Consider the following 13,490-nt stretch of genomic DNA (forward strand, 5'->3'; position numbering starts at 1 on the left):
TCGATCGACCCTGATTGGCTATTGGCCTAGGCGGTAACGTACACTCAGGTTTCTGGGGTCACCAGCCGCTGCGCGCTGCTCTGTGGGGCTGGTTCCAGGCGGTCCGGAGGACGATCTCCGAAGGACTGCCCATGGGAGCCGGCAACCGCCGAAGCAGCGCGCGTGTTGTGTGGACCAGAGCGACAACTGAATACAGACAATGGTTCGGGCACCGAGTTCCACCGTCCAAACCAAAGGGGCGTAGCTCAATTGGCAGAGCAGCGGTCTCCAAAACCGCAGGTTGCAGGTTCAAGTCCTGTCGCCCCTGCCCTTAAGCCAGCGACGGAGAGAGGATCGACGTGAGTGACGAGCGGGAACCTCGCCACGGCGCGGCCGACGAAGGCGATGGCACCGCCGCGGTGAGTCGGCCGAGCGGAAAGCGGTCCGCGCGGCGGGCCCGTTCTGGCTCCACGTCGGTCGACACCGGCTCGATCGCCACGATCGACCGGACGTCGCCCAAGAAGGACAAGACTGCCGGAAAGGCCAAGCGCGAAGGATCGGGCAATCCGTTCTCGCGTTTGATCAAGTTCCTGCGAGAGGTCATCGCGGAACTGCGCAAGGTGATCTGGCCCAACCGGAAGCAGATGGTCACCTATACGAGCGTTGTTCTGGTGTTCGTGGTCTTCATGGTCGCGTTCATCAGCGGGATGGATCTGGCGTTCGTCAAGGGTGTCGACTGGCTGTTCGGCTAGTAGTACGACGCCGACGCCGGTAGCCGATCCCGGGGGCGGACCGGCGGGAGCAATCCGCCGCGCCCGGCCCGGCACGCAGAGGATGTACGTGACGACACAGGAAGCGAGTGCCCTAGTGAGCACCCCGGAGAACGACACAAACGACGAGTTCCCGGTCGACGACGCAGTGGTGGAGCCCGCCGAGAACGAGGCGGAAGAGGCCGCGGCCGTCGAAGAAGCTGTGGTCGAGGAATCCGCACCCGCTACCCCGATCGATGCCGAGCCGGCGGATCCCGTCGCCGAGATGAAGGCCGCGCTGCGGCGCGCCCCCGGTGACTGGTACGTCATCCACTCCTACGCCGGTTACGAGAACAAGGTGAAGGCCAACCTCGAGACCCGCGTGCAGAACCTGGACCTCGAGGAGTACATCTTCCAGGTCGAGGTGCCGACCGAAGAGGTCACCGAGATCAAGAACGGCCAGCGCAAGCACGTCAATCGCAAGGTGCTGCCCGGCTACATCCTGGTCCGCATGGAGCTCAACGACGAGTCGTGGGGCGCGGTGCGCAACACCCCCGGTGTCACCGGGTTCGTCGGCGCCACCTCGCGGCCCTCGCCGCTGTCCATCGATGACGTGGTGAAGTTCCTGGTCCCGGCCGCGCAGCAGAAGAAGGCCCCGGCCGCCGCCGCGGCTGCCGCGAGCGCCGAAAGCGCCGCCGAGGTGGCGCCCAAGCCGGTCATCGAGGTCGACTTCGAGGTCGGCGAGTCGGTCACCGTCATGGACGGCCCGTTCGCGACGCTGCCCGCCAGCATCTCGGAGGTCAACGCCGAGCAGCAGAAGCTCAAGGTGCTGGTCTCGATCTTCGGTCGCGAGACGCCGGTCGAGCTCGCGTTCACCCAGGTCGCCAAGATTTAATCCGATCTCCGCCCTCGCCCCGGCCGCCGGGACCGAGGGCGGAGTGCGTCCGACCGGATGGCGCGGGCAACCGGCCCCACCCGAAGGACGAGGGCAGGCCCCCCGGTAAGGTGTATGGGTTCGTGCGCGGATCCGAACAGCGTCAGCCGGATTCGTTCGCGAGCGCCGGGCCGCGTGCCCGGATGTGGGCTCAGCCCGCAACAGGCTTACGGCAACCGTAAGGACCCGAAACCAAGGAAGAAAGATGCCCCCCAAGAAGAAGAAGCTCGCCGGGATCATCAAGCTGCAGATCCAGGCCGGCGCGGCGAACCCGGCTCCGCCCGTTGGTCCCGCCCTCGGTCAGCACGGCGTCAACATCATGGAGTTCTGCAAGGCGTACAACGCGGCGACCGAGTCGCAGCGTGGCAACGTCATCCCGGTCGAGATCTCCGTTTACGAAGACCGGACCTTCGACTTCAAGCTGAAGACCCCGCCCGCCGCCAGGCTGCTGCTCAAGGCCGCCGGTGTGCAGAAGGGCTCGGCCGAGCCGCACCGCACCAAGGTCGCCAAGGTGACCATGGACCAGGTTCGCGAGATCGCCAAGACCAAGATGGAAGATCTCAACGCCAACGACCTGGACCAGGCGGCGAAGATCATCGCGGGCACCGCGCGCTCGATGGGTATCACCGTCGAGGCCTGAGCGAAGCGAAGGCTTCAGTCGAGCGCAGCGGCGTAAGCCGCAGAACTCGGTGGGAGGGTCGGCCAGACCCGGAAACCACTTCTGAACCAAATACTTTAAGGACAGAGAATTATGGCAAAGCGAAGCAAGGCGTATCTCGCCGCGGCCGAGAAGGTCGATCGCACCAAGCTGTACTCGCCGCTGGCCGCCGCGCGCCTGGCGAAGGAGACCGCGACCACCAAGACCGACGCGACCGTCGAGGTCGCCGTTCGTCTCGGCGTCGACCCCCGCAAGGCCGACCAGATGGTCCGCGGGACCGTCAACCTGCCGCACGGCACCGGTAAGACCGCCCGCGTCATCGTGTTCGCGGTCGGCGACAAGGCCGCTGAGGCCGAGGCCGCCGGTGCGGACGCCGTCGGCGCCGAGGACCTGATCGAGCGGATCCAGGGCGGCTGGCTGGACTTCGACGCCGCGATCGCCACCCCGGACCAGATGGCCAAGGTCGGCCGCATCGCGCGTGTCCTCGGCCCGCGCGGTCTGATGCCGAACCCGAAGACGGGCACGGTCACCCCCGATGTGACCAAGGCCGTCAACGACATCAAGGGCGGCAAGATCAACTTCCGCGTCGACAAGCAGGCCAACCTGCACTTCGTGATCGGCAAGGCCTCCTTCGAAGAGGCCAAGCTGGTGGAGAACTACGGCGCCGCGCTGGACGAGATCCTGCGTGCCAAGCCGTCGACCGCCAAGGGCCGCTACGTCAAGAAGGTGACGGTCTCGACGAACACCGGACCGGGCATCCCGGTGGACCCGAACCGCACCCGCAACCTCCTCGAAGAGGACGCGTAAGCAGCACCGAGGTCCCCTGACCTCACCAAGCCGCCGAGGGCGGGAACGCAACCGCGTTCCCGCCCTCGGCGCGTTTCCGGGGGCTTACCATTGCTGGCCGGAGGTATCCTTACTTCAAGGGGTAGGTAAGGAGAAATGATGGACGCGCTAGCTCGATTGACGTCGAAGGGCCAGCTGACGGTCCCGAAGGCGGTGCGCGATGCGCTGGATCTGCAGGTCGGTGACAACGTCCACTTCCGGGTGGAGGGACAGATCGTGGTGCTCGCTCGGACTCCGGACCTTCTGGAGCTGGCTGGAAGTGTGTCGGTTCCGCCCCAAGTGCGGGGAAAATCTTGGGACGAGATCCGAGACGCGGCGTGGGCCGCGCAATGGCGGGAAGGGGACGCGTGACCGTCTTCCTCGATACCAATGTCGTGGTCCGACATCTAACGCAGGATCCGCCGGAGATGGGCCGCCGTGCCACTTCATTTCTGGCACAAGCCGATGCTCTGCATCTCGCGGACTTGATCCTGGCGGAAACCGTGTATGTGCTCCAGAGCGTCTACCGAGTTGCCCGGCCGGAGGTGGCGGCATTGGCCAGGGCGCTGGTCGGTTCGCGGAACATCGTCACAGATGACCCCGCTCTGTTGATGCGAACGATCGACGTCTATGAGCACCACCGGCTCTCGTTCGCGGACGCGTACCTGATTGCGCTCGCAGAGGTCGACGCCGATTCCGGGGTCGCCTCGTTCGACAGAGGGATCGACAAGGTCGGCACGATCACCCGGATCGAACCCGGCGAGCAGGGGTCCGACGAGTGATTCCGTGGGCCGGCCACAACAGGACCACGGAATCAGGTCGTCGACCCTAGTCGGGCGAATCCTGATCGGAGCCAGCGGATTCCCGCCAGGCGAGGAGGACGGACTCGCCGCTTTGGGCGCCCCACGGGAGGAAGAGGGCGACGAGCAGTGCGCAGACGACGACCGCGCCCGCGGCGACGAGCGATGCCGCGTGGGAACCCTGGAGCGCGGCGGTTTTCATTGCGGTGATGAGGTTTTCGCGCTGGGATTCGAGGAACGCGGGGAGTTCGCGTTTACGGAGTTCCAGCACGCTGAGTGGGCTGGCCGCGACCAGACTCTTCTGATCCTCGTTCATCAGGGTGCTCGGCACGCGGTCGAGCAGCGGCGAGACGCGGGTCGTGTAGTAGGAGGCCACGATCGAGCCGAGGACGGCGACGCCGAGGGTGCCGCCGATCTCGCGGGTGGTGTCGTTGACCGCCGAACCCGCGCCCGCCTCGTTCAACGGCAGCGAGGACATGATGGATTCGGTGGCCGGGCCCTGGACGATGGCCAGGCCGAGCGCCATCGACACCATCGAGGGCAGCACGTCGGTGACGTAGCCGCTGTCCACCGTCACCTGGCCGCCCAAGTAGAGCCCCAGTCCGGTGAGCAGCAGGCCGAAGACGATCACCGGCGTGGTGCCCCAGCGTTGCGCGAGCAATGTCGCGACGGGCGCGCCGATGGCGACCGAGAACGCGAAGGGCAATGAGGCGATACCGAATTCGAGCGGCGTGTACTCGCGCACCCCTTGGAAATACTGGGTGATCAGGAACAGAAATCCGAACATCGAGAAATAGCCGACGGCAATCGACAACGCGGGCATCGAAAAACGCCGATCGCGGAACAAACGCATATCCAGAATCGGCGCCGCCGTGCGCAATTCCCACGCGATGAACGCGGCGAGCAGCGCGACGCCGAGCGCGCCCGCGGTCAACGTGGTGACCGACAGCCAGCCGTAGTGCGGCGCCTCGATGATGGACCAGACGAGCAGCGTGATGCCCGCGATGGACAGCGCGATGCCGGGCAGATCCAGCCTGCCGACATGCGCGGAGCGCGATTCCGGCACCCACAGCAGCGTGGCGACCAGCGCGACCAGCGCCACCGGCACATTGATCCAGAAGACCGAGTGCCAGCTGAAGTGCTCGAGCAGCCAACCGCCGGAGATCGGGCCGATGGCGATGGCGAAGCCCGCCATGGCCGTCCACGCCGCGATGGCCAGCGCCCGCTCGCGTCGGTCGGTGAAGATGTTGATGATCAGGGCGAGGGTGGCGGGGAAGACGGCCGCGGCGAACACGCCCATGGCCGCGCGGGCCGTGACGACCGCGCCCATCGAATCCGACAGTGCGCCACCGACGGACATGACGGCGACGCCGATCAGGCCGATGACCATCACCTTCCGGCGTCCGTAGCGATCGCCGAGGTTGCCGAAAGCGAGCAACAACCCAGCGAAAGTCAGGGTGTACGCGTCGACGACCCATTGCAGGCCGCTGACACCGGTGGCCAGCTCGACACCGATCGAGGGGAGGGCCACGTTGACGATGGTGTTGTCGAGGACGACCAGCAATTCGGCAAGGCAGATGACTGCCAGAGCGAGAAAGCGCTGGTTGCGTCGTTCCAGCAACACCGGTGGATCGACTATGGAGATTGCCATAGTTCAGCAGCTAAGCAGGTATCTGTCACTCTTGGTAACAGTTGTCGAGCGCGATGTCTGACACATTCGATCCTGAGAAGTGATGTGTGCCACAACGATTCGATCGCCGAACGGTTCCGATTCGCGCCGAACCAAGGGCCGTTTTGGCAGATGAGGGGGGCGCCAGGTACTGTGGACGACAGTTATCGACGAGTTCGATCGCTACCCAATCCGTTCTACCGAAGACCGTTGGTCGCCGATCCCGCATGGGTTCGGTCGAAGGTCCGGCGACATTGCCGGCGGCCCACGCAGGGAAGAACCGAGGCTGGGAGTCGATTCGAGTCCTGTGGCTCGTGTTGATTTTTCCTTCGCGCCCCGGAACGCCTTGCGTCCGGGGCGTTCGTTTTGTCGCCGGGCTCTTGGATCGGTAGTTCGTGTACCCGAACCGACATCCAGAGAGGAGGCGAAGTATGGCAAAGGCTGAGAAGGTCACCGCGGTCGAGGAGATCGCGGAACAGTTCCGGAACTCGACGGCCACCGTTGTCACGGAATACCGTGGCCTGTCGGTCGGCAAGCTCACCGAACTGCGGCGTGCGCTCGGCGCGGAGGCCACGTACTCCGTCGCCAAGAACACCCTGGTCAAGCGCGCTGCCGCCGAGGCGGGCGTGGAGGGCCTCGACGACTTGTTCGTTGGACCGACCGCCATCACCTTCATCCAGGGTGAGCCGGTCAACGCGGCCAAGGCGCTCAAGACCTTCGCCAAGGACAACAAGGCGCTCATCATCAAGGGCGGCTACATGGACGGCGCCGCGCTGTCCGTCGCCGAGGTCGAGAAGATCGCCGACCTGGAGACCCGCGAGGTCCTGCTGGCCAAGCTGGCCGGCGCCCTCAAGGGCAACCTCGCCAAGGCCGCCGGCCTCTTCAACGCTCCCGCTTCGCAGGTGGCCCGCCTGGCCGCCGCGCTGGAGGAGAAGAAGCGCGCCGAAGGCGGAGCCGCCGAGTAATTCCCCCTGTGCGCGGGCGACACGCCCCCACGGACACCAACTACCGAAAGGAAAACAACAATGGCCAACGTTGACGAACTGCTCGAGACCTTCGGCAACATGACCCTGCTCGAGCTGTCGGACTTCGTCAAGAAGTTCGAGGAGAAGTTCGAGGTCACCGCCGCTGCTCCGGTCGCCGTCGCCGCCGTCGGTGGCGCTGCCGCTCCGGCCGAGGCCGCCGAGGAGCAGGACGAGTTCGACGTCATCCTCGAGGGTGCCGGCGACAAGAAGATCCAGGTCATCAAGGTGGTCCGCGAGATCGTCTCCGGCCTGGGCCTGAAGGAAGCCAAGGACCTGGTCGAGGGTGCCCCGAAGCCGATCCTGGAGAAGGTCGCCAAGGAGGCCGCCGAGGCCGCCAAGGCGAAGCTGGAAGAGGCCGGCGCCAAGGTTTCGGTCAAGTAATTCCACGAATTACTTCGAACGGGCGGTCCCCAAATTTGGGGGCCGCCCGTTTCGCATTTTCCGGAGACATGCGAGCGGGTTTTGTGGAAAAGTGCGAGTGCGTTCGGCTTACTCTGGAGTCAGGTAGGGGTGTGCCCCGTCTCCCACATGGGTTACAGTGACCGAACCCACTGTGACGTGACGCACCGCGATAACCGAGCGCGGTTCGCCGGTGGGCTGCTCGCTGAGAAATGTGGAGGTTGGCGTGGGCGTCGAGGTCAGGACCGAGGGTGTAACCAAGTCCTTCGGTTCGCAGCGAATTTGGCAGGATGTCAGTCTGACCTTGCCCTCCGGCGAGGTGAGCGCGCTACTCGGTCCCTCGGGTACCGGTAAGTCGGTGTTCCTGAAGTCGCTGATCGGCCTGCTGCGGCCCGAGCGCGGTTCGATCTTCATCGACGGCACCGACATCACCACCTGCTCCAACAAGGAGCTCTACGAGATCCGCAAGCTCTTCGGCGTGCTGTTCCAGGACGGCGCGCTGTTCGGCTCGATGAACCTCTTCGACAACGTCGCGTTCCCGCTTCGTGAGCACACGAAGAAGAGCGAGTCCGAGATCAAGAAGATCGTCATGGAGAAGCTCGAGCTGACCGGTCTGCTCGGTGCGGAGGGCAAGCTGCCCGGCGAGATCTCCGGCGGTATGCGCAAGCGCGCCGGTCTGGCCCGTGCTCTGGTGCTCGACCCGCAGATCATCCTGGTCGATGAGCCCGACTCCGGTCTGGACCCGGTCCGTACCTCCTACCTGAGCCAGCTGCTGATCGACATCAACGCCCAGATCGACGCCACGATCCTCATCGTCACCCACAACATCAACCTGGCCCGCACCGTGCCCGACAACATCGGCATGCTGTTCCGCCGCCAGCTGGTCATGTTCGGTCCCCGCGAGGTGCTGTTGACCTCCGAGGAGCCGGTGGTCAAGCAGTTCCTCAACGGCCGCATGATCGGCCCGATCGGCATGTCCGAGGAGAAGGACGAGGCCCAGATGGCGCGCGAGCAGGCGCTCGTGGACGCGGGCCACCATCACGGTGGCGCCGAAGAGGTCGAGGGCATCATCCCGCAGATGAAGGCCACGCCCGGGATGCCCGTGCGCCAAGCGGTGATCCGCCGCAAAGCGCGCGTTATGGAGATCATGCACACCCTGCCGCACGCCGCGCAGGTGGCGATCCGCGAATCGATGGCGGAGAACGACGACACACAAGTGATGTCGTACAACGCCCCCAGTGTCGCCAGCTACCAGGGCGACTCGTTCGACACCACCGTGCGCCACAACACAACCAACGGGTAACATACGCCCGTGAACTCGACTCTGGCCCGTGTGCGGACTCCAGTCGAGTCGGCGTTTGCCCAGGCGGGCAACGTCTTTGCGCTCTTCGTCGACGTGATGCGCAAGATGTTCCGCCGCCCGTTCCAGTGGCGTGAGTTCATCGAGCAATCGTGGTTCATCGCCAGCGTCTCGATCTTGCCGAGCGCGCTGGTGGCCATCCCGTTCGGCGCGGTCGTCGCGCTGCAGACCGGTTCGCTGATCAAGCAGCTCGGCGCCGAGTCGTTCACCGGAGCCACCAGCGTGCTCGCCACCGTGCAGCAAGCCGCGCCGGTGGTGACCGCGCTGATCATCGCGGGCGCGGCCGGGTCGGCGGTCGCCGCCGATCTCGGCGCGCGCACCATCCGCGAGGAGATCGACGCCATGGAGGTGCTCGGCGTCGATCCGGTGGCGCGGCTGGTGGTTCCGAGAGTGCTCGGCATGACGCTGGTCGCGGTGCTGCTCAACGGGTTGGTGTCGGTCGTCGGCATCGCGGGCGGCTATTTCTTCAACGTGCTGCTGCAGGGCGGAACGCCCGGCGCGTACCTCTCGTCGTTCTCCGCGCTGGCGCAGCTGCCAGACCTGTGGATCAGCGAGATCAAGGCGGCGATCTTCGGTCTGCTCGCGGGGGTGATCGCCGCGTACAAGGGGTTGCATCCACAAGGGGGGCCGAAAGGAGTCGGTGACGCGGTGAACCAGTCCGTCGTGATCACATTCCTGGTCCTCTTCTTCGTCAATCTCGTTCTGACACTGGTCTATCTGCAGGTCGTCCCGGCCAAGGGCTCCTGACAGATGGCCACCTCCTACCGCAGCCCGGTGCTCGCCAAATCGGCCCGCCGGGCGGGCGAGATCGCGCGCGGGCCGCTGAACGTCATCGACCGCGCGGGCGAGCAGATGTCGTTCTACTCGCGTGCCATCGCGTGGATTCCGCGCACCGCGGTGCACTACCGCAAAGAGGTCATGCGGTTGCTGGCCGAGGTGACCTTCGGCTCCGGCGCGCTCGCGGTGATCGGCGGGACCATCGGCGTCATCGTCTTCATGTCCGGCTCGGTCGGCGTCGTGGTCGGCCTGCAGGGCTTCAAGGCGCTCGACGCGCTGGGCAGCTCCGTGCTCACCGGCTTCCTCACCGCCTACATCAACACCCGGGAAATCGCCCCGCTGGTGGCGGCATTGGCGCTCTCGGCGACGGTGGGCTGTGGCTTCACCGCGCAGCTGGGCGCGATGCGGATCTCCGAGGAGATCGACGCGCTCGAGGTGATGGCGGTGCCCGGCGTGCCGTTCCTGGTGACCACCCGGGTGATCGCCGGTTTTCTCGCGGTCATCCCGCTCTACATCGTCGGCCTGCTCGGCGCCTACTTCGCCTCGCGCTCGGTCAGCATCTGGTTCAACGGCCAATCCAGCGGTTCCTACGACCACTATTTCAGCCTGTTCCTGCCACCGGAGGACGTGCTCTATTCGTTCCTCAAGGTGCTGATCTTCGCGTTCGTCATCATCCTGGTGCACTGCTACTACGGCTTCACCGCCACCGGCGGACCCGCGGGCGTCGGCGTCGCCGTCGGTCGCGCGGTGCGCGCCGCGATCGTGCTAGTGAACATCCTCGACTTCTTCCTCAGCCTGGCGATCTGGGGGACGACCACGACCGTGCGGGTGGCGGGATGAGTGGCCGCGCGTGGCGGTCCACGGAGAAGACCCGGGTGCGGCTGCTGGGGATCGCGTTCTTCGTGATCGTCGGGCTGTTCCTGTGGACGACCGTCGCGATCTACAACAAGCAGTTCGTCAGGACCGTCGACGTGGAGCTGATAACCGACAGCGTCGGCAACGTGCTGAGCAAGAACGCCGACGTGAAGGTGCGCGGTGTGCCGGTCGGCGAGGTGCGGTCGAGCCGGTCCGAGGGCGGCAAGGTCACCCTCGATCTGGCCATCGATCCCGGTAAGGCCGAGCAAATTCCGGTGAACGCGACCGCGCGGCTGCTGCCGAAGACCCTGTTCGGCGAGCGTTATGTGGATCTGGTGATCCCCGAGGATCCCAGCCCGCAGCACCTCACCGACGGCGTCACCCTGTACCAGGACGCCAGCGGCAACGCCATCGAGATCAGCAAGCTGCTCGACGATCTGCTTCCGCTGCTGCAGGCGATCCCGCCGCAGGATCTTGCCGCCACGCTCGGCGCGCTCTCTCAGGCGTTGTCCGGTCAGGGCTTCGCCCTCGGCGAGACCGTGGACAAGCTGGACACGATCTTCCGCGACATCAACGGCGTGCTGCCGGAACTGCAAGAGGGTCTGCGCACTTTCGCCGAGACCGCCGCGGTGTACTCCGACGCCGCGCCGCAGATCATCGACGCGTTGGACAACCTGCGCACCACCAATGCCACCATCGTGCAGCGGCGTTCGGACATCGACACCCTCTACGCCGTGCTCACGCCGACTTCGTCGAGCGCCGCCGACTTCTTCCTCGTCAACCGCGACAACATCATCGACGTCTCCGCCGATTCCCGGCCCGCGCTGGAACTGCTCGCCATGTACTCGCCGAGCTACCCGTGCGCGCTGGCCAACTTCGCGAAGATGAAGCCGCGCATCGACGAGCTCTTCGGCATGGGCACCGACCGGCCGGGCTCCCGGGTGACGATCGAGTTGACCAACACCCGCGGTAGATACCTGCCCAACCAGGACGAACCGCGCTGGCTGGACACCCGTGGGCCCTGGTGCCTCCCCGAATACCCGGTGAACGTCGACCCGGGTCAATACACCGGCGGACCGAACAACGACGGCTCCTACGCGGTGCCGAGCCGCTACCCGGGTGACCAGGAGAGCGGCAGGTTGCCCGTGCCGCAGTTCGGCGTCTACCCGGCCGCGCAGGTGCCGACACTGGCGGGCTCGCCGCGGGAGCAGCGGTCGCTCGGCGCGATCTACGGTGCGGCGCAAGGTGTTTCGCCGGACGACGTGCCGAGCTGGATGACCAGGATCGCGGCGCCCGCCTTCCGTGGCAGCGAGGTGACGGTGCGATGAACGAGAAGCTACGCGGGCTCGGCGGACCGCTGACCAAGCTGATCATCTTCGTCGCGGTGACGCTGTTCGCCACCACGCTGCTCGGTCTGTCGATCGCCAACTACACCGGCGGCGGCACGCTGTTCAAGGCCAGGTTCACCGACGTCACCGCGCTCAACCCGGGCGACGAGGTGCGCATCGCGGGCGTGCGGGTCGGCAAGGTCACCGACATCGCGATCGTGGACAAGCGGCTGGCCGAGGTGAAATTCGAACTCACCGACCGCGATTGGCTGCCCGCCTCCACCACCGCGACAATCCGGTACCGCAACCTGGTCGGCCAGCGCTACATCGCGCTGGAGCAGGGCACCGGCGAACAGGGCCGCAAGCTCAACGAGGGCGGCACCATCCCGCTGGAGCAGACCAGGCCCGCGCTGAACCTGACCACACTGTTCAACGGTTTCCGCCCGCTGTTCCGCACGCTGACCGCCGAGGACGTGAACAAGCTCTCCTTCGAGATCATCCAGGTCTTCCAGGGCGAGCAGGGCACCATCCACGACCTGGTGGCCAGCACCGCGAGCCTGACCAACAAGATCGCCGACAAGGACGCGGTCATCGGCCAGCTGGTGGAGAATCTGACCGCCGTGCTGGAGACGGTCAACGAGCGCGACGACCAGTTCGACGAGCTCATCGTCAACACCGAGGCGCTGGTCTCCGGCCTGGCCGCCGAACGCGACACTGTCGGCCGCTCGATCAGCTCGCTGGGCGATCTGACCACGGCCACCTCGGAGCTGCTCGTTCCCACCAGGCCTTCGCTGCAGGGCACGATCGCGGGACTGAACCAGCTCACCGGGACGCTGAACGAACGCTCCGACGAGGTGAACCAGGCGCTGGCCACGCTGCCGGTGAAGATGGAAAAGCTCGGCAGGGTGGGCAGTTACGGTTCCTGGTTCCAGTTCTACCTGTGCGGCATCGACATCGTGGTCGGCCCGGGCGCGGTGGACGCGCCGCAGCTCGACCTGCCGGCGAGCCTGCCGACGATCAACCAGCCGCTGTACACGAACGCCGCGCCGCGCTGCCACGGGAAGGCCCGCTGATGGACGATCGCATCCTCCTCGGCAAGCGCAGCCCGGTCTTCCTCGGCGTGCTCGGCCTGGCCATGGTCGTGCTGGTGACGATGTCGGCGTTCGCGCTGGACCGGCTGCCGATCATCGGCGCCGGCACCAGGTACACCGCCGAGTTCTCCGAGGCAGCGGGACTGAAGAAGGGCAACGAGGTCCGCATCGCGGGCGTGAAGGTCGGCTCGGTCTCCGATGTTCGCCTGGCGGGCGACCGGGTGGTCGTCGAGTTCCGCACCAAGGACGCCTGGATCGGCAGCGAGACCACCGCTTCGATCCAGATCAAGACGCTGCTCGGCCAGAAGTACCTCGCACTCGATCCGCGCGGCTCCCGTCCCGCCGACCCGGACAAGCCGATCCCGTTGTCGCGCACCGTTTCTCCCTACGACGTGATCGACGCGTTCTCGGACGCGGCGGCCAACATCGAGGAGATCGACACCGAACAGCTGGCCACCAGTATGCGGGTGCTCTCCGAGGCGTTCGAGACGACGCCGCCGGAGATCCGCGGCTCCATCGACGGCGTCGCGCGGCTCTCGGAGACGCTGGCCAAGCGCGACGAGGAACTGAAGCGGCTGTTCAAGGCCACGCGCCGGACCACCGAGGTGCTCGCCGACCGCAACGCCGAGTTCGAGCGGCTGCTCGCCTCCGGCGGTCAGCTGCTCGCCGAGCTGAACATCCGCCAGCAGGCCATCCACCAGCTGCTCGTCGGCGCCAAGTCGGTGTCGGTCGAGCTGAGCGCGCTGGTCGCGGACAACTCGGAGCAGATCGGTCCGGCGCTGACCAATCTGGCCGCCGCGATCGAGATGCTCAACGACAACCAGCAGAACATCTCCAAGACGCTGGAACTCGCGGCGCCCTTCTACGGCCTGTACGCCAACGTGCTCGGCACCGGCCGGTGGTTCGACGCGGTGATCGTCAACCTGCTGCCGCCCGCACTGCCGGAGATCCCCGGCTACCGGGATCCGGTACGCGAGATGGGAGGTAACTGACGTGGCCGCGAGCTGGCGCAGCGATCCGCTCACCGCGTTCCGGGAGTCG

General features: G+C 66.1%; 15 protein-coding genes and 1 tRNA gene. 15 read left to right on the forward strand and 1 reads right to left on the reverse strand.

What is annotated here, in order from left to right:
• Positions 1-234: 234 nt before the first annotated feature.
• The 7 genes from ABZV58_RS05480 to ABZV58_RS05510 all read left to right on the forward strand — a co-directional run bounded on the left by ABZV58_RS05480 (position 235) and on the right by ABZV58_RS05510 (position 3,927).
• A tRNA-Trp gene (locus ABZV58_RS05480) sits at positions 235-307 on the forward strand.
• Between the two features lie 31 nt (positions 308-338).
• Entirely contained in the window at positions 339-731 is a 393-nt protein-coding gene (gene secE, locus ABZV58_RS05485) for a preprotein translocase subunit SecE (protein ID WP_354998919.1), read from the forward strand.
• Between the two features lie 115 nt (positions 732-846).
• On the forward strand, positions 847-1,623 hold the full coding sequence (gene nusG, locus ABZV58_RS05490; RefSeq protein ID WP_354999045.1) for a transcription termination/antitermination protein NusG: 777 nt from the start codon (positions 847-849) through the stop codon (positions 1,621-1,623).
• 244 nt (positions 1,624-1,867) lie between these two features.
• A complete protein-coding gene (rplK, locus tag ABZV58_RS05495; RefSeq protein WP_354998920.1) occupies positions 1,868-2,302 on the forward strand; it encodes a 50S ribosomal protein L11 in 435 nt (144 codons plus the stop codon).
• Between the two features lie 111 nt (positions 2,303-2,413).
• Positions 2,414-3,127, forward strand: a complete 714-nt coding sequence (gene rplA, locus ABZV58_RS05500) for a 50S ribosomal protein L1 (protein ID WP_354998921.1) — start codon at positions 2,414-2,416, stop codon at positions 3,125-3,127.
• Positions 3,128-3,265: 138 nt separating this feature from the next.
• A complete protein-coding gene (locus ABZV58_RS05505) occupies positions 3,266-3,517 on the forward strand; it encodes an AbrB/MazE/SpoVT family DNA-binding domain-containing protein (protein WP_354998922.1) in 252 nt (83 codons plus the stop codon).
• Positions 3,514-3,927, forward strand: coding sequence for a PIN domain-containing protein (locus tag ABZV58_RS05510; protein ID WP_354998923.1), 414 nt, complete (start codon positions 3,514-3,516; stop codon positions 3,925-3,927). Before ABZV58_RS05505 ends, ABZV58_RS05510 begins: the two co-directional genes overlap by 4 nt.
• Positions 3,928-3,973: 46 nt before the next feature.
• On the opposite strand, the gene ABZV58_RS05515 is transcribed toward ABZV58_RS05510, so the two are convergent.
• On the reverse strand, positions 3,974-5,596 hold the full coding sequence (locus tag ABZV58_RS05515) for an MFS transporter (RefSeq protein ID WP_354998924.1): 1,623 nt from the start codon (positions 5,594-5,596) through the stop codon (positions 3,974-3,976).
• A gap of 449 nt (positions 5,597-6,045) precedes the next feature.
• Here ABZV58_RS05515 and rplJ point away from each other — a divergent pair, with 449 nt between their 5' ends.
• The 8 genes from rplJ (at position 6,046) to ABZV58_RS05555 (ending at position 13,441) form a co-directional block, all read left to right on the forward strand.
• Entirely contained in the window at positions 6,046-6,579 is a 534-nt protein-coding gene (rplJ, locus tag ABZV58_RS05520) for a 50S ribosomal protein L10 (RefSeq protein WP_067791433.1), read from the forward strand.
• Positions 6,580-6,639: 60 nt separating this feature from the next.
• Positions 6,640-7,020, forward strand: a complete 381-nt coding sequence (rplL, locus tag ABZV58_RS05525) for a 50S ribosomal protein L7/L12 (protein WP_067791435.1) — start codon at positions 6,640-6,642, stop codon at positions 7,018-7,020.
• Between the two features lie 244 nt (positions 7,021-7,264).
• The gene (locus ABZV58_RS05530; RefSeq protein WP_354998925.1) at positions 7,265-8,341 is read left to right on the forward strand and encodes an ABC transporter ATP-binding protein; all 1,077 of its coding nucleotides are present in this window, start codon (positions 7,265-7,267) and stop codon (positions 8,339-8,341) included.
• Positions 8,342-8,437: 96 nt separating this feature from the next.
• Complete coding sequence (locus ABZV58_RS05535) at positions 8,438-9,145, forward strand: ABC transporter permease (protein ID WP_354999046.1); 708 nt, start codon at positions 8,438-8,440, stop codon at positions 9,143-9,145.
• Between the two features lie 3 nt (positions 9,146-9,148).
• Entirely contained in the window at positions 9,149-10,015 is an 867-nt protein-coding gene (locus tag ABZV58_RS05540; RefSeq protein ID WP_354998926.1) for an ABC transporter permease, read from the forward strand.
• Positions 10,012-11,358, forward strand: coding sequence for an MCE family protein (locus ABZV58_RS05545; RefSeq protein WP_354998927.1), 1,347 nt, complete (start codon positions 10,012-10,014; stop codon positions 11,356-11,358). Before ABZV58_RS05540 ends, ABZV58_RS05545 begins: the two co-directional genes overlap by 4 nt.
• Positions 11,355-12,431 (forward strand): MCE family protein, encoded by a 1,077-nt coding sequence (locus ABZV58_RS05550; RefSeq protein ID WP_354998928.1) that lies wholly within the window; start codon positions 11,355-11,357, stop codon positions 12,429-12,431. The genes ABZV58_RS05545 and ABZV58_RS05550 overlap by 4 nt, the downstream gene beginning before the upstream one ends.
• Positions 12,431-13,441, forward strand: a complete 1,011-nt coding sequence (locus tag ABZV58_RS05555; RefSeq protein ID WP_354998929.1) for an MCE family protein — start codon at positions 12,431-12,433, stop codon at positions 13,439-13,441. The genes ABZV58_RS05550 and ABZV58_RS05555 overlap by 1 nt, the downstream gene beginning before the upstream one ends.
• Positions 13,442-13,490 lie beyond the last annotated feature (49 nt).

It is taken from the genome of Nocardia sp. NPDC004654, assembly GCF_040609595.1.
Taxonomy (GTDB): Bacteria; Actinomycetota; Actinomycetes; order Mycobacteriales; family Mycobacteriaceae; genus Nocardia.

Excerpts from the sequence above, each read along its gene's own strand:
- rplK (WP_354998920.1), top strand. The coding sequence starts at position 1,868 with ATGCCCCCCAAGAAGAAGAAGCTCGCCGGGATCATCAAGCTGCAGATC.
- rplA (WP_354998921.1), top strand. The coding sequence starts at position 2,414 with ATGGCAAAGCGAAGCAAGGCGTATCTCGCCGCGGCCGAGAAGGTCGAT.
- ABZV58_RS05505 (WP_354998922.1), top strand. The coding sequence starts at position 3,266 with ATGGACGCGCTAGCTCGATTGACGTCGAAGGGCCAGCTGACGGTCCCG.
- ABZV58_RS05515 (WP_354998924.1), bottom strand. The coding sequence starts at position 5,596 with ATGGCAATCTCCATAGTCGATCCACCGGTGTTGCTGGAACGACGCAAC.
- rplJ (WP_067791433.1), top strand. The coding sequence starts at position 6,046 with ATGGCAAAGGCTGAGAAGGTCACCGCGGTCGAGGAGATCGCGGAACAG.
- rplL (WP_067791435.1), top strand. The coding sequence starts at position 6,640 with ATGGCCAACGTTGACGAACTGCTCGAGACCTTCGGCAACATGACCCTG.
- ABZV58_RS05535 (WP_354999046.1), top strand. The coding sequence starts at position 8,438 with ATGCGCAAGATGTTCCGCCGCCCGTTCCAGTGGCGTGAGTTCATCGAG.
- ABZV58_RS05540 (WP_354998926.1), top strand. The coding sequence starts at position 9,149 with ATGGCCACCTCCTACCGCAGCCCGGTGCTCGCCAAATCGGCCCGCCGG.
- ABZV58_RS05545 (WP_354998927.1), top strand. The coding sequence starts at position 10,012 with ATGAGTGGCCGCGCGTGGCGGTCCACGGAGAAGACCCGGGTGCGGCTG.
- ABZV58_RS05550 (WP_354998928.1), top strand. The coding sequence starts at position 11,355 with ATGAACGAGAAGCTACGCGGGCTCGGCGGACCGCTGACCAAGCTGATC.
- ABZV58_RS05555 (WP_354998929.1), top strand. The coding sequence starts at position 12,431 with ATGGACGATCGCATCCTCCTCGGCAAGCGCAGCCCGGTCTTCCTCGGC.